The following is a 16,943-nucleotide window of genomic DNA, read 5'->3' as shown; positions in this document are numbered from 1 at the left end:
TTAACGTTTTTATTCGGTTGAAATAAAAGTTGAGGAAAGGGGTTTTTAGGCTATAAAAGCAGGACATTAATAAATAATAGTTTCAGGTTATCTATGTGATTTGATTAATTGTTGACTCATATGGGCATGGGTAATTGCTATGGCTAGTGCATCTGCCGCATCCGCCTGAGGACTTGCTGGTAATTTCAATAGTAGTTTAACCATATGTTGAACTTGTTTTTTGTCGGCAGCCCCAGTGCCAACCACACTTTGCTTAACCAAGCGAGCAGCATATTCAAAAACAGGTAAATCATGATTGACTGCAGCAACAATTGCAGATCCTCGTGCTTGGCCTAATTTTAAAGCAGAATCGGCATTACGTGCCATAAAGACTTGTTCTATAACAAACATGTCCGGTTGAAATTGAAGAATAATTTCACTTACACCTGCATAGACACGTTTTAATCGTGTGGGTAAATCATCGACAGCAGTGCGAATACAGCCACTGCCAAGATAGGTAAGTTGTCGTCCCGTCTGACGAATTACGCCATAACCCGTCAAACGAGAGCCTGGGTCAATACCCAGAATGATAGTCATTAGAGTGTTGCAGCAACTTCGTCTGACACTTCTCCGTTATGATAAACCTCTTGAACATCATCACAATCTTCAAGCATGTCGATAAGACGTAGTAGTTTTGGTGCAGACTCAATATCAAGATCAACTTTGGTTGCTGGAATCATTGAAACTTCAGCAGATTCAGCTACTAAACCGGCTGCATCAAGTGCATCTTTAACTTCACCGAATGATTCTGGTGTAGTAAATACATCAATTGCACCATCATCATAAGTAACCACATCATCCGCACCAGCTTCAAGCGCAGCATCCATTACTTGATCTTCATCAGTTCCAGCAGGATAAGAGATTACACCTTTTTTAGTAAATAAATAAGACACTGAACCATCAGTACCTAAGTTACCACCAGTTTTAGTAAAAGCGTGACGAACTTCAGATACAGTTCGGTTTCGGTTGTCACTTAAGCATTCAACCATTACTGCAGTACCTGCAGGTCCATAACCTTCATAGATGATAGTTTCCATATTTGTATCATCTTCACCACCGACACCACGAGCAATTGCTCTGTTCATGGTATCTCGAGTCATATTGTTAGATAATGCTTTGTCCATAGCAGCACGTAGACGAGGGTTAGACGCTGGATCGCCACCACCAAGTTTTGCTGCGGTTACAAGTTCGCGAATAATTTTGGTAAATATTTTACCGCGCTTAGCATCTTGAGCTGCTTTGCGATGTTTGGTATTGGCCCATTTACTATGACCTGCCATAAAATTCTCCAGATTAAATAATTTAAAAATCGTGCTATTTTAACAAACTTTTAACTAAAGTTCATTATCAATCTATTTATTGATTTTATACTTGAATATAATCAGAATTTTTCTTATTTACACTTAAAGTATGAAAATGAAATGAACTGATTTTCATCAAAAGGTAAATTTAATTTTTATTTCTTATCAACAAAGAGAAATATAGCATAGGAAAAAAATAACAAACAAAAAGCGCCTTATTGATTAGGCGCTTTTAAATTATCTAACAATATATGTTTAAGTATCGACTAACTCATTCCATATTGTTTTAATTTTTTGCGTAAAGTACCACGATTGATACCAAGCATATTTGCTGCTCGAGTTTGATTGCCACGAGTATATTGCATAACCATATCAAGGAATGGGTGTTCAACTTCAGCTAACACTAATTCGTATAGATCAGTAGGATCTTCACCATTTAATTGTGATAAATAGTTTTTTAAAGCTTGTTTTACCGAATCCCGCAAAGGTTTTTGTGTTATTTGGTCTTGTGAGTTTACAGTTGTAAATTTAAGTGCTGCAGCTGTAACGCGTTGTTCTGACATAGTATATTTAACTCTTTTATTTGTTTCTAATTTGACTAAAAAATGCTTTTAGTGTTTTTACTTGCTCACTTGTATTGCTAAGTACACTAAATAAGCGCCTGAATTGATCACTGCCAGCATAGTTCTTGGTATACCAATTTACATGCTTTCTGGCAATCCGTAATCCTTTGTATTCTCCATAGAATTGATAAAGTTCTTCAAGGTGTGTTAACACTATTTGCTCAACTTCATCAATTGACTTATTTTTCTTTAACTGTCCGTGTGCTAAATAGAATGCAATTTCTTCAAATATCCAAGGTCGCCCTTGTGCCGCTCGGCCGATCATTATACCATCAGCTTGCGTATATTTAAAAACATCTTTTGCTTGTTCTGGGGTACAAATATCACCATTGGCAATTACCGGAATAGTTACCTTTTCTTTAACTGCTTTAATGGATTCATATTCGGCCTTTCCATTGAATAAGCATGCACGACTTCGCCCATGAATAGTAATGGCCTTTATGCCACAATCTTGCGCAATTTGTGCGATTTCAATGCAATTTCTATTATTTTTATCCCATCCAGTCCGAGTTTTTAATGTTACTGGTACATCAACAGCACCAACAACTTTCTGCAAAATAGTTTTTATCAGTTCTGGATACTGCATTAAAGCAGAACCAGCTAATTTTTTATTCACTTTTTTAGCCGGACATCCCATATTGATGTCAATTAACTGAGCGCCATGCTTGACGTTAAATTCAGCAGCTCTTGCCATTTCATCCGGCTCTGAGCCAACGATTTGAACTGCACGTATACCGACATCATCACTTGAAATCATTCTTAATGCTGATTTATCAGTATGCCAAACGTCAGAATTTGCTAAAAACATTTCAGAGACAGTCATCCCTGCACCAAATTTGTGACATAAGTTCCGAAACGGTTTGTCACTTATTCCTGCCATGGGGGCTGCAATCAGATTGTTTTTTAAGTTGACCTTTCCGATACTAAGCGAATTAAGGCCGGCTATATTACGCATTTTTTCTCGAAGTTAAAAGGGGTAATGTTAATTTTTTATAATTTTTTACCAGTTATACGGCACCATTCATCTTGTTCAATAACCGGATCAAGTACAAACTCAGCTTGATATGCATCACATACGCTTTGCGATTGATTAGCTAAGATACCAGATAGTCCAAGTTCTCCTGATGGTTTTACTAATTTACTAATCTGTGGTTTAAGTTCTTTCAATGGTCCAGCCAATATGTTAGCTACTACCACATCCGCTTGTAAATTATCAGGAATATCTTTTGCTAAATAAAGCTCAATCTTTCTACTTACTTTGTTGCGCTCAGCATTGTCTCGACTTGCTTGGATCGCTTGAGGATCAATATCAATGCCTATAACTCTTGCTGCCCCTAATTTTAACGCAGCAATGGCTAAAATACCTGAACCACATCCGTAATCGATCACAATTTTGTTAGTAAGATCGAGACTATCTAGCCAAGTTAAGCATAAAGCTGTCGTAGGGTGAGTCCCTGTACCAAAGGCTAAACCAGGATCTAACATTACATTAACCGCATTGGGATCTGGTATTTCACGCCAGCTAGGGCAGATCCATAATCGTTTACCAAATTGCATTGGATGGAAATTATCCATCCATTCTCGTTCCCAGTCTTTATCTTCCAATTGTTCGATTTTATAAGAGTATTGCTCAAGATTTAAGATTGCTTTTAACTCATCAATATCTGTTTCAGCATCATATAATCCGACAACATCGGTATTTCCCCAAAGTTTTGTTTCGCCAGGTAAAGGTTCAAAAACTGGGTTATCAAAAGTATCTTGAAAAGTGACTGATACAGCACCTGATTCTTCTAATTGTTCGCTAATACTTTCAGCTAAATCACTAGTTGTGTTAATTCTGAGTTGAATCCAAGGCATAATTTTTTCCTATTTGGCCCAAATGATTGGCAATAATAAATATAACTAATCCAATAAGTAATGATGGTACTATTGGATGGAAAGCATAAATTTTAATGTTATAAACAGCAAGTAGTGTGTAGCTTATAGCACCAGAAATCATCGAGCACAATGCCCCTGTTGAATTAGCTTTTTTCCAATATAGTCCGAGTACTAGAGGCCATAAAAATACCGCTTCAAGTCCACCAAAAGCTAACAAATTTAGCCATATAATCATTTCTGGTGGGTTCCATGCAGCGACAATTAATAAACCACCAAAAATAAAGGTTATGATAATTGATATGCGAGTAAGCATTTTATCACTAAATTTAGTATTTGGTCTCATCGTTAAGAATAGGTCTTTAATAATTACTGATGAAACTTGTAATAATTGTGCATTAATGGTGGACATAATTGCTGATAATGGTGCTGCCAAAAAGATTCCTGCCGCTAAAGGTGGTAAAACCTTTATAATTAATGTTGGCACAATTTGGTCTGGAATAGTTAAATCACTTATTATTGCTCTTCCAAGGGCGCCAGATAGATGCATAGTTAACATGATGATTGTCACAACTGCAGTACCAATGATAATGCCTTGATGAACCGCTTTACTATCTTTATAAGCCATGCAACGAACAGCGGTATGTGGTAAACCAACAACCCCAAAGCAGACTAGAACCCAGAACGAAGCCATAAAAGGGAAGTCCATAAAATTGTCAGGGCCTTGAGGTGTTAATAAAGCAGGATCGATCTGATTTAAACGATCCATAATATTTGTAATGCCACCACCAGCATAAATAATGGCAACTAATAGCAAAATAGCGCCAATTATCATTACCAACCCTTGAAATGCATCATTTAATATGCTGGCTCTAAACCCGCCAAAGGCAGTATAAATTACTGTACCGATACCAAAAATAAGTAATCCTATATCATAGGGAATACCTACAGATGATTGTAACAATCGGGCCCCACCAACAAATTGTACGGTCATTGCACCAATAAAAGCCGCAATAAGAGCTATACTGGCAAACCATACAATTAGCTTGCTTTTATAATGAGAATAGAGCATATCACTTAGCGTTATTGCATTGTATTTACGAGCTAAAATTGCGAATTTTTTGCCAAGAATACCAAGTGATAATAATACGGTTGGAACTTGAATCATCGACAACAGAACCCAACCGAGACCATATTTATAAGCAGCCCCTGGTCCACCGATAAAAGAACTGGCACTAATATAAGTTGCAGCTAAAGTCATTGCCAGTAAAAAACCGCCCATAGTCCGATTACCAATAAAATAATCAGTAAATTGGTTCATTTTTTTTCGTTTTGCATATGCATAAATTGATAACGCAAATACAAATATAAGATAAATAACAAGAGGGAGAATAATATCTAATTGCACGGTTTACTGGCCTATTCTAGTGGAATATTTTTAAATTGTTTTTTTACTACAACAAAACATAACAAGATAAAACCTAATGGTACTAATATACAGGATAGTTCAAACCATAATGGTAAACCCAAAAATCCGGTTTGATTTTTGACAGTATATGCAGTAATTACCCATGCAGCGAAGTAAATGATAGTCAGTAGCAATGAAAGTTTTGCTTCTTTATTAGCTTGCTTGTAACGAGTATCCATATTAAATAAATGGTTAAGTGATTTGGGGTGGCTTAGAGTAAAAGAAAGTAGTTAACTTAGCAAGTATGTTGCAATTTATGCAACATAATATTTTAAATATATCAATTTCCGCAATTATGCTTTTACGGTATAGTTCTTACAACTTGATTATAAGTAACTCAACTCATGGAGAGAATAATGTCAAATTATTTTAATACACTAAATTTACGCGAAAAATTAGAACAATTAGGTCAATGTCGTTTTATGGCGCGTGATGAATTTGCATCAGAAGCTAATTTTTTAAAAGGCAAAAAAATTGTCATCGTAGGTTGTGGTGCACAAGGTCTTAACCAAGGGCTAAATATGCGTGATTCTGGTTTAGATATCGCTTATGCACTACGTAAAGAAGCTATTGATGAAAAAAGAGCATCATGGAAAAAAGCTACTGAAAATGGTTTTAAAGTAGGAACTTATGAAGAATTAATTCCAACAGCTGATTTGGTTATCAACCTTACTCCTGATAAACAACATTCTGCTGTAGTACAAGCTGTACAACCATTAATGAAAAAAGATGCGGCATTAGGTTATTCACATGGTTTTAATATCGTTGAAGTTGGTGAAAAAATCCGTCCTGATATTACTGTTGTTATGGTTGCGCCAAAATGCCCAGGAACAGAAGTTCGTGAAGAATATAAACGTGGATTTGGCGTCCCAACCTTGATTGCTGTGCATCCAGAAAATGATCCGAAAGGCGAAGGTCTAGCAATTGCTAAAGCATGGGCGGCTGCAACAGGTGGTCATCGTGCAGGTGTTTTACAATCCTCTTTTGTTGCTGAAGTTAAATCAGATCTAATGGGTGAACAAACTATTTTATGTGGAATGTTACAAACTGGATCATTACTTTGCTTCGATAAATTGGTTGCTGATGGCGTAGATCCTGCATATGCGTGTAAATTATTGCAATTTGGTTGGGAAACGATCACTGAAGCATTAAAACAAGGTGGTATTACCTTAATGATGGATCGTTTATCAAATCCAGCTAAATTACGCGCTAATGCATTAGCTAAAGAATTAAAAGTGATCATGACTGATCTTTATCGTAAACATATGGATGACATCATTTCTGGTGAGTTTTCATCTACTATGATGAAAGATTGGGCTAATGATGATGTTAATTTATTGAAATGGCGTAAAGAAACTGGTGAAACTGCATTTGAAAAAGCGGCAGAATATCAAGGTAAGATTGATGAACAAGCTTATTTCGATCAAGGTGTTGTAATGGTTGCTATGGTTAAAGCTGGTGTTGAACTAGCATTTGAAACTATGCTGGAGTCTGGAATTTTACCTGAATCAGCATATTATGAATCATTACATGAGTTACCACTTATTGCAAATACTATTGCCCGTAAACGACTATATGAAATGAATGTTGTTATTTCAGACACCGCTGAATATGGTAACTATTTATTTGCCAATGCTGCTGTACCATTATTAAAAGAGAAATTTATGCCAATGTTACAAGCAGGTGATTTAGGTAAAGCAATCCCTGAAGGCAGTGTTGATAATGCGCAATTACGTGATGTTAACGAGGCTATTCGTCATCATCCAATCGAAGTTATTGGACGTAAACTTCGTAGCTATATGACTGATATGAAACGTATTAATGTTGCAAGTTAATTTTATCAATCGATTATTAAAAGGTGCTAAATAGCACCTTTTTTTATGCTAAAAATTTGTTAATTACAATTATATGAACTTACTATTTCTATTCAAATTAAATTTGATCCGAAAGGATCATTAAGATCTATATTTGGATCTAACTTAGATCATTTGGATCTTTGATAAATTGCAATAAAATTTTTAAAAATTAAATAATTAAAATTTTTTTATTTTAAATTTTTATTTATTTTTTATATAAATTATGGTATATTTTGTTCAAATTTAGTTCAATTTGAAAGGATAAAATATCAATGAAAATGGCTTTTCGACCAACAGATAGCTGGCGTTGGTATTTTGATAATGAATATGACAGTTTAATGCTCGAAATTTCATCAGAAATGCTATTTCGTTGTAATTATGCTAGCAAAATATTAATCCCAGATGTATTTAATGAGTTTTCTTTTTCAGTTGATGATGCAACGGCTTACTACCAGTTTTATGATAGCTGTCAATCATTGGCGTTAACTGACTCACAAAAAATTGAATTATCCATTAATGCAATTGTTGCCGCAAACTTTTTAAAGCCACAAATGCCTAAAAGCTGGTATTTTTCTCAACAGCCAATGCTTTACCAGCCTAAAGTGGCAGATATTGTTACTGTAAATATGCAAGAAACTGGCCAACAAATATGTTTATTGGTGGTTGAAGCGGGTGAGAACGCCTCACTTTGTATTATTGCTCAACCAACGTTTATAGCGATGAACAAAACCTTTTACTTTTCAGAAGCAATCAAAGTAATGAATGACAGATTAGCTTTAGTTAACACACTAGTAGAAACAGAAAATTCAATAGGTTCTGAGCATGAACAATTAGAATTAAAAGCTATTTCTTAATTAACATAATTTTATTTTAAATGAGTAGCTACCTCTACTCATTTATTCATTTATAACATGGTAATCTTAGTATCAATTTAATATTATTGAAAAAAAGCTTAAATCGCATTTTATAATGATTCAAAGAAAGTACAGTTGTAGAGTGCGAACACAGAAATATAAATAAAAATAAAAATAACTTTCTAAACATCCATAATAACCTTTTATCTATATTATAATTTTAATAAATTTCTCGTTCTGCAAGAAAAGTTATTCTCATTTTGACAGTTCTATAGTGATATCACCTTTTGGTATACAACTACAAGCAAGAATACGTTTATTTTGTTTTACTGCCGATTGAGTTAATGATTCTACATTGCCTTTTTTTAATAATACTGAGCAGCGGCCACAAACTCCGGCTCGACAAGAATTAGGTAGTGAAATATGATGTTGTTCGAGTTGTTCTAAAATTGTTTGCTGATTATTACCAACAATTTTTTTATCTTCGAATGTAATTGTACACGGTTGAGAATCTTTTGTTGCTTGTTTAGGGAAGTTTTTTATGTAATTTTTAGCTGGTTGCCGCTCAAGTATCTCAATTTTATCACCAATAGATACAGTGCCATGATTGCGAGCAATCATATTCATGCCGAAATCGATTTTACCTTCTCGATCCGCTCTAAAGTAACTTAAAGTTCTCAATGGTTCATTATTAGGTAATGCTTTGGCTGAATTGATATTGAATGTGGTTAATACACAACGAGTACAAGGTTTAACGATATCAAAAATTACTTCGCCTATTTTAATCGTTTTCCATCCATCTTCAGCAAACGGAGTAGCTCCATCAATAATAATATTGCCACGAAATTGGCGAATATCTAATTTTTCCGAGCACTGTTGTTGCAGATAATTGAATGAAGATTGATTTAATAATAAATAAGGATAACCATCAGCAAAGCTTACCGGTACATCAGGATAGCGTTTAGTTTTTCTGGTTAGATGTTTACCTATCCAGCGTATTTGTACATCTTTTTCGAGAATATGACTAAAAAATTGATTAACTTTTATTGGTGCAATATGGGAAGTGAAGTGATTTCCCCAGACCTCTGTGGCTTCATTGCTTAATGAAAACTCATCAAAATCAATAATTATTGATTGGTTAGTTGGCAGCGAAACCTCTATCTGATTATTGTGTAATGTGGTTTTTAGTTTCAACAGTTCTGGATATTGTCTAGCCGTAATAAAAGTGCCATCAGGTTCACTTAACATCAAAACGCGGTCATGTTCAAAACCACCATCAATACTATTGGCTACTGTTAATGCAATACCTTGCATTGATTTAATCGGATAGATAAATAGTTGGTTAACTTTGATCATTATGTTTAAAAATTTAAATTTATTATTAAATAAAATTATATAGCCAATTTCTCATAGTAGCAGAATAAATACGGTAAATTATTTTAATTTACTTAATCATCTAATTTTTGATAACTGATATCAACAATAACGTAATACGTTTTACCATTAGGTGTTACAACTGATATTTCATCATCAATTTTATGACCTATTAACGCTCTGGCAACAGGGCTATTGATGGATATCCAATTTTTCTTCGGATCGAATTCATCGGTCCCCACGATTCGATAAATATGTAATTTTCCTGAATCATCTTCTAATTTTACCCAAGCGCCAAAAAAAACTTTACCTTCTTGACGCGGATCAGGATCGACAATTTTTAAGATCTCTAAGCGTTTAGTCAAGAATCGTACACGTCTATCAATTTCTCTTAGTCGTCTTTTTCCATAAATATATTCGGCATTTTCACTACGATCACCGAGTGCTGCTGCATCAGATACTGCTTGGGTTACTCTAGGTCTTTCTTCTTTCCATAAATATTTCAGTTCACGATCGAGTGCCAAGTAGCCTTCTCTTGTTATATAATTAGCTTTTTGCATGATGAATTTAAATTCCGTTAATCGACAAGATATACAGAGATACCATGATAAATAATCAAATAAGCCATATTATAGCGGGTGAATTAACCGTAAAACCAGAACAAGTTTTAGCAGCCATTCAATTATTAGACGATGGAAGCACCGTGCCATTTATTGCTCGCTATCGTAAAGAGGTAACGGGAGGATTAGATGATACCCAGTTACGTACTTTGGATAGTCGTTTAAGTTATTTGCGAGAACTTGAAGATCGTAAACTAACGATTTTAAAATCAATTGAGGAACAAGGTAAATTAACCTCTGAATTAAGCCAAAAAATTACCAATACCCTTAGTAAGACCGAATTAGAAGATCTCTATCTCCCTTATAAGCCAAAACGTCGCACACGCGGACAAATAGCCATAGAAGCGGGTCTTGAGCCACTTGCTGATGATTTATGGCAACGCCCAGATCTCAATCCAGAAGCAGAAGCTGAAAAATATATTGACCCAGAAAAAGGTGTAGCTGATAATAAATCTGCATTAGATGGTGCACGTTATATCTTAATGGAGCGTTTTGCTGAAGATGCGACTTTACTCGCTAAAGTTCGTCATTATCTTTGGAATAATGCCCATCTTGTCTCTCAAGTTATTACCGGTAAAGAAGAAGAGGGCGCTAAATTTAGAGATTATTTTGCTCAAAGTGAACTTATTTCAAAAGTGCCTTCACATCGGGCCTTAGCCATGTTTCGTGGTCGAAATGAAGGATTTTTACAACTTTCTTTAAATGCAGATCCTCAATATGAAGAAGCACCTAAAGAAAGCTATTGTGAGCAGATTATCACCGAACATTTAGGCATTAGATTTAATGATCAATTAGCCGACAAATGGCGAAAAGCTGTGATCAATTGGACATGGCGCATTAAAATCTTAATGCACATGGAAACTGAACTTATGACTACGCTGCGAGAACGAGCCGAAGAAGAAGCTATTAATGTTTTCGCCGCTAATCTACACGATATGTTAATGGCGGCACCGGCGGGCATGAAAGTCACCATGGGGATGGATCCAGGTTTGCGAACTGGTGTTAAAATTGCCGTTGTTGATGCCACCGGAAAATTAGTCGCAACAGAAACTATCTATCCTCATACCGGTCAGGCGGATAAAGCGGCAATGGTTGTTGCTGCGTTATGTATAAAATATCAAGTTGAACTTGTCGCAATCGGTAATGGTACTGCTTCACGAGAGACTGAACGTTTTTATCTTGATGTGCAGAAAAAATATCCAGAAGTAAAAGGTCAGAAAGTGATTGTCAGTGAAGCCGGGGCTTCAGTTTATTCGGCTTCAGAACTTGCGGCACAAGAGTTTCCTGATTTAGATGTATCAATTCGGGGTGCGGTTTCCATTGCGCGACGTTTGCAAGATCCATTAGCTGAATTAGTGAAAATTGATCCAAAATCGATAGGTGTTGGTCAATATCAACATGATGTAAGTCAAACTCAACTTGCGAAAAAACTTGATGCGGTGGTTGAAGATGGGGTTAATGCGGTAGGGGTTAACTTAAATACCGCTTCAATGATGCTACTTGCACGTATTGCCGGCCTTAATAAAGTAATTGCTCAAAATATTGTCGATTGGCGTAACGAAAACGGTAAATTTGCCGATAGAAAACAATTATTAAAAGTGCCACGATTAGGTCCCAAAGCTTTTGAACAATGTGCTGGCTTTTTAAGAATTATGGAAGGTGCAAATCCGCTTGATGCATCAGCCGTTCATCCGGAAGCCTATCCTGTTGTTGAAAGGATTTTAGAAAAAAATCATAAAGCCTTAAAAGACATTTTAGGTGATTCGAATTATCTTAAATCACTAAAAGCTATCGATTATGTGGATGACCATTTTGGTGTACCGACAGTAACGGATATTATTAAAGAATTAGATAAACCAGGGCGCGATCCTCGGCCAGAATTTAAAACCGCACAATTTGCCGATAATATTGAAACAATGGAAGATTTAAAAATTGGCATGATTATGGAAGGAGCGGTAACTAATGTAACTAATTTTGGCGCTTTTGTGGATATCGGTGTGCATCAAGATGGTCTAGTTCATATTTCAGCATTATCAGATCGATTTGTTAATGATCCGCGAAGCATAGTAAAAGCAGGCGATATTGTTAAAGTGAAAGTAATAGAAGTTGATATTGCCCGAAAACGTATTGCTTTATCAATGCGTTTAGATGATACAGCTACGCCGAAACTTGATAGTAGCAGATCGGCTAACAATAAGGTATCTAATAAAAATCAATCTGCTGCCACGCTGACTAACAGTGCTATGGGGAATGCATTTGCTGCGGCATTTAAAAAAGGCAAGTAATTATATATCAAAATAAAAAGAGGGGATTTATCCCCTTTTTGATTATTGAGATATAACTTAATTAGTATCTTTAATTTTAAATTCTTCAATGAATTAGTATTAATAAACGGAAAATAATTTTTTTTACTATTCCCTTATCAAAGTATAATCATATATAATAATGCTACTACTGAATTTGAATTAATTATTAACTGTTTTCAAATTCAGTTTCTTTATTGAGTCTTACCTTTTTAGCTTTTCCAAATTTTGTCTGATGTTCTTATTTTACAAGTTTTAAAATTTAGGATGTTACGATTTAAGTCTTAAACAACAAGCAAATTGTTGTAGTCAAATTATTTTGTTCGAGCCGTGTATTAGATATGGATGAATTTCTGTTAGAAAAATAACGATTTTAATTGTCTTAGCTCTGATATTAACGGGTAACAATTTTTGAACAACTTATAAAAATTGTTAATTCACTAATGCTTCAAATCAATAATCTTATTCGGATAGGCGGAGAAGTTTATGAGTAGAGGAGTAGCGATGAATAATTGTACTGTTGTTTTAAAAAAAATTTCTTTGAAATTATTTTTCAAAAAGAGATTATTTCTATTAATGTTATTGATTTTTTCCAATAATCTATTTGCAATTTTATCATTCTCCGTGACTACGCAAATGTATATTCATGGTAATGCTCCTGAGATTCAAGTGTCAGGTGGTACAAAAGCGCTTAATGGTATTCAACTAAAATTGCAGGTACCAAACAGTGATCCTCTAGTTATTACTCCTGGTTCATCTAATCAAATATCAGTTGCCTTTGATACTTCACCAAGTATGTATTCGTTTGATGTTGATTTTTCGACTATGACTAATGATGATATTATTGATATTGACGGTGATTATTTGGGAAGTAGCAATAATTTTAAAGTGGATAGTGTAACAGCTGAATGGCGTGATAGTAATAATAATATAATTCCTTCTGATTCAACAGCTCCATTAGGTAGTAATATTTGTAATTCAGCTACTTATAAAGGTGATTCAACACTAAAACTTACTTTTAGTATTTCTGCTAAAACTCAGTATGGTAATCCCGCCGAATCTCAGCCTAAAGAAATTTCAAAAACATTTACCGTAAAAGCTAACGATGGTATTTGTTATATTAGACCAGGGGTATTAGCCATAATTGCAAAAGGTGGTTGGAGCGAAACGGATAATTGGTTGTCGTACGGTGCAGATACTATCAATCGTACAGATGCTTACAATCCAGATCAATTTGTTTTACATTCAGGATTTAAAGCTTCAGCTACTGATTCAACAGGTCATCATTTCCCTACTACTGCATTTCCTGAAGCAAGATTTAGAATTGTACCCGTAAATGCAATATCTAATTATACTTATACATTAGTTAAAAATCCTAATGGTGCTTTAATAAGTACTGCAAGGAGTTCAAATCCAAATTCAAAAAGTGAATTTAAATTTACTGACAATGCTCCCGCAAAAGATGATCAATTTATAATATTGGTAAAGAATAATCAGACTAAAGCTCAGTTTTATTATCGTTTTTCATTAAATCATTGGATGTATATATACCAACAACAGTTAAATTGGGTAGATTATAATACCGCTGAAAGGTTGTGCACTGCTAATAACGACCGATTACCATCTAGAGCCGAATTAACCAATTCATTTTTAGCTACTGGTGTAACAAATAATGAAAATTGGTATATACCTCAAAACGGTTATAAAAGAGCTATCGGTGAAGGATTAATATCCGAGTGGGGAAAACTGTATCCATATGCGCCTAATGGTATTGATAATTCAGGAAGAGATATGATGGCAGATATAACGGATTCTTTAAAACACTTTGTTGCTTATGACTTTTATTTCACTTACGAATTGTCGCAATTAAAAGATAACAATGGTTGGACAAGGCGTTATAGTATTGGTTCTGTTGAAGGTAATGTTATTGTAGAGCCAGATTCCGCTTTTACTATGTGTGTTAAGTACTGATAATTTTGCGATATTTTATGTTTCATTACAAAATTGCTAATATTTTGTAATGAAACTTCTTTTGATGCGTTTTAGTTAAATAAATTTATTACTCTAATATATTCTTAATATTATAGCCAAACGAAAAACTTCAATTTTTTGAGCTTGTAGACCTTTTAAGGTAGATAGCTATTGCCACTAGTCGCTTCGTTTATGATCTTGTTTTCAAAATATTACAAATATACACTCGGCAAAATAATATTCTGTAATCCATAATGTTTTAATTTAGCAGCAAAAGATTCGATTTGCTGTTGTGTTGCCGCTGGCCATGTTTTGGCTACGCCATGTACGCCGTGATTGTGGAATGCATTTATTCTGACTTTAATTTGTGGATTGAGTGTTATTAGAAAATTAGCAAGTTGTTTCGCGCTGGTTTGCAAATCAGTATGCTCAGGAATCACTAAAAATCGGACTTCATGCAGTTTTTCTATTTGGGCAAGATATTCAATAGTCTGTTTGACGCGATCATTATCCCGACCAGTAAGTTTTTTATGCACTTGAGTATCCCAAGCTTTCAGATCGATCATCGCACCGTCCATAACCTTTTCAACTTTTTGCCAACCAGTTTTAACTAAGTAACCATTGCTATCAATAAAACAGGTTAGGTGCTTTAAATCTTTTGCTTGTTTTATTGCTTGAAATAATTTTTCAATAAAAGGTAATTGTAATGTTGCTTCGCCACCGCTAATTGTAATGCCATTTAGAAAAGGTAAATACTTGCGAATTTCAAGCAAAATATCTTCAACATTGTAGTTATAGGTCATTGGTGTGGATTGATAACTACAAGTATTAATACAGGTATCACATTGCTGACAATTTGAAGATTGCCAAATCACTTTGTTATTGATAAATGTTAACGCTTGATGTGGACATGTCGTAACGCAATCACCACAATCCTTACACCGTGAAATGGTATAAGGATTGTGGCAATTTAAACATTTGAAATTACAGCCTTGTAAAAAGATGACTAACCGGTTTCCCGGTCCATCAACACAAGAAAAGGGTAACAGTTTATTAACGATTGCCCATGACTTGTTCATGACTGATTACCCGAGGTGTTCGGCATAGGTAGCTGTTATTTTCAGTATCTTCGGCCGCTTCACTACCTAAAAAGGTGGTATTAATTCGCGATCCCTCTTGTTTGTATTTTTTGATATCTGATAATCTCACCATATAGCCAGTTACACGTACCAGATCATTACCACTGATATTAGCGGTAAATTCACGGAAACCAAATTTAAACGCGGCTTTACAAATTTGTACTAAGGCTAGAGGATTGTTTTTTATTGTTTCATCAACCGTTAAAATATCACTAATGCCAGAAGTATAATATTTATGGTGTTTGAATAATGCCATAATATGGGTTACTGGATCGGGTTCATGACCATAAGGAATACGTAAACCTGGCGTAGCGCCTCTATCTGAGCTGATACCTGATTGTGCATGTAACATTGCTTTACCTTGCCATGCATGCTTAATTGTATGGCTGTCAATAAAGTCGGCTAATTGTTGAGAAATAGTGGTGGCCAGTTGATTAGCATCTTCGTCGACACCATAACGGCCGGTTAAGTTGGATTTTTCTTGTAGAATATTGACTGCCTCAGCCATGGCATAAATACCGAACATTGGCGCGAATCGGTTTGCGTCAATTAATCCCTCTTTAACTAAAAAGCTATTTGCGAAGAAATTCGATTTCTCATAAAGAAATTCTGATCTTGCTTTGATTAAATTCAATTGCAATTGGCAATAATAAGGCAAGGTGTTTTGTAAAAAATCGGTAATGTTGTTACTTTTTAATGCGACTTCTTTCAAGTTGATTCTAGATAAAGTGCTACCACCACCGGCAAAAGGTAGTGAGTTATAACAGCTCACCACACCATAACCTTTGTCATCAAAATCTTTTTTAATCATCATATTATTAGCAATATGTGGTTTGGCTGTGTGGCAAATGTTCTCAATTGCGGTGTTAAGTAAAGATTCTGGTGTGATATTTTCGTCATAAATAAAGGTTAAATTAGGTGCAACTTGTTTAAGTTCACGATCGACACGTAATATCACTCGGCAGATCACATTATCGGTTGGCCCAATGTTGGCATGCATAAAGGCATCAGGAAGATTGCGATCTAACATAATCCAAAAACGTTTTAATCGTGGATAAAGTTCTTCTTCTGTCAAATTGCCAACATAAGGAAGTAACACTTGATCTAAACAGCCTAAATAAACCGGCATACCAGTGACCGAAGGTACGTGATGATAAGCAATGGTGAGCATATTTAGTGCATCATCAAAGTTTTTTGCTGGTTCAAGTTCTAAATATTCCGATCCTTGCTTAAGAAATTTTGCATAATCCGGTAATACATAACGAGGTTTATACGGTGCATGTCCTTCGTACATATCACAAATTATCCGTTCATTGAGCGCATTTTGCGTTTCACTATCTAAATCAACATAAGGTAAATTATTTTCTGCGGCTAATGCGAGAAGGTTCGCTTTTTGTTTAGGTGACAAATTGGCATCGGTCACTATATCGTAACAATTCTTTTGAAATTCTGTCATGTTCATAAATACCTCTATATTACCTATATGCTGAGAGCAAAAATTAAATCTTTATGACTAATCA

14 protein-coding genes and 1 pseudogene are annotated in these 16,943 nt (G+C 35.0%); 4 read left to right on the top strand and 11 right to left on the bottom strand.

The features are described from left to right. Window positions 1-87: 87 nt before the first annotated feature. The 7 genes from ruvC to H3U96_RS09690 all read right to left on the bottom strand — a co-directional run bounded on the left by ruvC (window position 88) and on the right by H3U96_RS09690 (window position 5,485). Window positions 88-576: a crossover junction endodeoxyribonuclease RuvC gene (ruvC, locus tag H3U96_RS09720; RefSeq protein WP_198196448.1), complete on the bottom strand. Its 489-nt coding sequence runs from the start codon at window positions 574-576 to the stop codon at window positions 88-90. Further along, window positions 576-1,319 carry a YebC/PmpR family DNA-binding transcriptional regulator gene (locus tag H3U96_RS09715; RefSeq protein WP_034901594.1) on the bottom strand — a complete coding sequence of 248 codons (744 nt, stop codon included), beginning with the start codon at window positions 1,317-1,319 and terminating at the stop codon, window positions 576-578. Before H3U96_RS09715 ends, ruvC begins: the two co-directional genes overlap by 1 nt. Window positions 1,320-1,606: 287 nt before the next feature. Next, a complete protein-coding gene (fis, locus tag H3U96_RS09710; RefSeq protein ID WP_034883623.1) occupies window positions 1,607-1,903 on the bottom strand; it encodes a DNA-binding transcriptional regulator Fis in 297 nt (98 codons plus the stop codon). Window positions 1,904-1,919: 16 nt separating this feature from the next. Continuing rightward, a complete protein-coding gene (dusB, locus tag H3U96_RS09705; RefSeq protein ID WP_034901591.1) occupies window positions 1,920-2,918 on the bottom strand; it encodes a tRNA dihydrouridine synthase DusB in 999 nt (332 codons plus the stop codon). Between the two features lie 35 nt (window positions 2,919-2,953). Further along, on the bottom strand, window positions 2,954-3,820 hold the full coding sequence (gene prmA / locus H3U96_RS09700; RefSeq protein ID WP_086361192.1) for a 50S ribosomal protein L11 methyltransferase: 867 nt from the start codon (window positions 3,818-3,820) through the stop codon (window positions 2,954-2,956). After that, entirely contained in the window at window positions 3,795-5,246 is a 1,452-nt protein-coding gene (gene panF, locus H3U96_RS09695) for a sodium/pantothenate symporter (RefSeq protein WP_086361193.1), read from the bottom strand. The genes prmA and panF overlap by 26 nt, the downstream gene beginning before the upstream one ends. 11 nt (window positions 5,247-5,257) lie before the next feature. Beyond that, window positions 5,258-5,485, bottom strand: coding sequence for a YhdT family protein (locus H3U96_RS09690; RefSeq protein WP_086357294.1), 228 nt, complete (start codon window positions 5,483-5,485; stop codon window positions 5,258-5,260). A 177-nt stretch (window positions 5,486-5,662) separates the two neighbouring features. On the opposite strand from H3U96_RS09690, the gene ilvC reads away from it, so the two are divergent. Beyond that, on the top strand, window positions 5,663-7,141 hold the full coding sequence (gene ilvC / locus H3U96_RS09685) for a ketol-acid reductoisomerase (protein WP_065614117.1): 1,479 nt from the start codon (window positions 5,663-5,665) through the stop codon (window positions 7,139-7,141). Between the two features lie 293 nt (window positions 7,142-7,434). Continuing rightward, window positions 7,435-8,016, top strand: a complete 582-nt coding sequence (locus H3U96_RS09680; protein WP_081300010.1) for a cell division protein ZapC — start codon at window positions 7,435-7,437, stop codon at window positions 8,014-8,016. 255 nt (window positions 8,017-8,271) lie between these two features. Here the strand turns inward: H3U96_RS09680 and H3U96_RS09675 are convergent, their stop codons facing one another. Further along, entirely contained in the window at window positions 8,272-9,372 is a 1,101-nt protein-coding gene (locus H3U96_RS09675) for a YcbX family protein (RefSeq protein ID WP_198196446.1), read from the bottom strand. 92 nt (window positions 9,373-9,464) lie between these two features. Beyond that, window positions 9,465-9,950, bottom strand: a complete 486-nt coding sequence (gene greB, locus H3U96_RS09670; protein WP_086361063.1) for a transcription elongation factor GreB — start codon at window positions 9,948-9,950, stop codon at window positions 9,465-9,467. 44 nt (window positions 9,951-9,994) lie between these two features. Here greB and H3U96_RS09665 point away from each other — a divergent pair. Together H3U96_RS09665 and H3U96_RS09660 are read left to right on the top strand one after the other, a co-directional pair. Beyond that, a pseudogene (locus H3U96_RS09665) lies at window positions 9,995-12,164 on the top strand (Tex family protein); the annotation flags it as partial. 635 nt (window positions 12,165-12,799) lie between these two features. Continuing rightward, complete coding sequence (locus tag H3U96_RS09660) at window positions 12,800-14,284, top strand: hypothetical protein (RefSeq protein ID WP_198192802.1); 1,485 nt, start codon at window positions 12,800-12,802, stop codon at window positions 14,282-14,284. A gap of 212 nt (window positions 14,285-14,496) precedes the next feature. Here H3U96_RS09660 and H3U96_RS09655 read toward each other — a convergent pair whose 3' ends face one another. Together H3U96_RS09655 and H3U96_RS09650 are read right to left on the bottom strand one after the other, a co-directional pair. After that, window positions 14,497-15,363 carry a YjjW family glycine radical enzyme activase gene (locus tag H3U96_RS09655; protein WP_198192804.1) on the bottom strand — a complete coding sequence of 289 codons (867 nt, stop codon included), beginning with the start codon at window positions 15,361-15,363 and terminating at the stop codon, window positions 14,497-14,499. Beyond that, entirely contained in the window at window positions 15,338-16,885 is a 1,548-nt protein-coding gene (locus tag H3U96_RS09650) for a YjjI family glycine radical enzyme (protein ID WP_198192805.1), read from the bottom strand. The genes H3U96_RS09655 and H3U96_RS09650 overlap by 26 nt, the downstream gene beginning before the upstream one ends. Window positions 16,886-16,943: the final 58 nt, after the last annotated feature.

The organism is Gilliamella sp. M0364, from assembly GCF_016100565.1.
GTDB classification, from domain to species: domain Bacteria; phylum Pseudomonadota; class Gammaproteobacteria; order Enterobacterales; family Orbaceae; genus Gilliamella; species Gilliamella apis.
Note: the sequence above shows the minus strand (reverse complement) of the source record. Positions and strands in the feature narration are given on the sequence as shown.

Excerpts from the sequence above, each read along its gene's own strand:
- H3U96_RS09655 (WP_198192804.1), bottom strand. The coding sequence starts at position 15,363 with ATGAACAAGTCATGGGCAATCGTTAATAAACTGTTACCCTTTTCTTGT.
- greB (WP_086361063.1), bottom strand. The coding sequence starts at position 9,950 with ATGCAAAAAGCTAATTATATAACAAGAGAAGGCTACTTGGCACTCGAT.
- H3U96_RS09690 (WP_086357294.1), bottom strand. The coding sequence starts at position 5,485 with ATGGATACTCGTTACAAGCAAGCTAATAAAGAAGCAAAACTTTCATTG.
- H3U96_RS09715 (WP_034901594.1), bottom strand. The coding sequence starts at position 1,319 with ATGGCAGGTCATAGTAAATGGGCCAATACCAAACATCGCAAAGCAGCT.
- fis (WP_034883623.1), bottom strand. The coding sequence starts at position 1,903 with ATGTCAGAACAACGCGTTACAGCTGCAGCACTTAAATTTACAACTGTA.
- dusB (WP_034901591.1), bottom strand. The coding sequence starts at position 2,918 with ATGCGTAATATAGCCGGCCTTAATTCGCTTAGTATCGGAAAGGTCAAC.
- H3U96_RS09650 (WP_198192805.1), bottom strand. The coding sequence starts at position 16,885 with ATGAACATGACAGAATTTCAAAAGAATTGTTACGATATAGTGACCGAT.
- H3U96_RS09680 (WP_081300010.1), top strand. The coding sequence starts at position 7,435 with ATGAAAATGGCTTTTCGACCAACAGATAGCTGGCGTTGGTATTTTGAT.
- ruvC (WP_198196448.1), bottom strand. The coding sequence starts at position 576 with ATGACTATCATTCTGGGTATTGACCCAGGCTCTCGTTTGACGGGTTAT.
- prmA (WP_086361192.1), bottom strand. The coding sequence starts at position 3,820 with ATGCCTTGGATTCAACTCAGAATTAACACAACTAGTGATTTAGCTGAA.
- H3U96_RS09675 (WP_198196446.1), bottom strand. The coding sequence starts at position 9,372 with ATGATCAAAGTTAACCAACTATTTATCTATCCGATTAAATCAATGCAA.
- H3U96_RS09660 (WP_198192802.1), top strand. The coding sequence starts at position 12,800 with ATGAGTAGAGGAGTAGCGATGAATAATTGTACTGTTGTTTTAAAAAAA.
- ilvC (WP_065614117.1), top strand. The coding sequence starts at position 5,663 with ATGTCAAATTATTTTAATACACTAAATTTACGCGAAAAATTAGAACAA.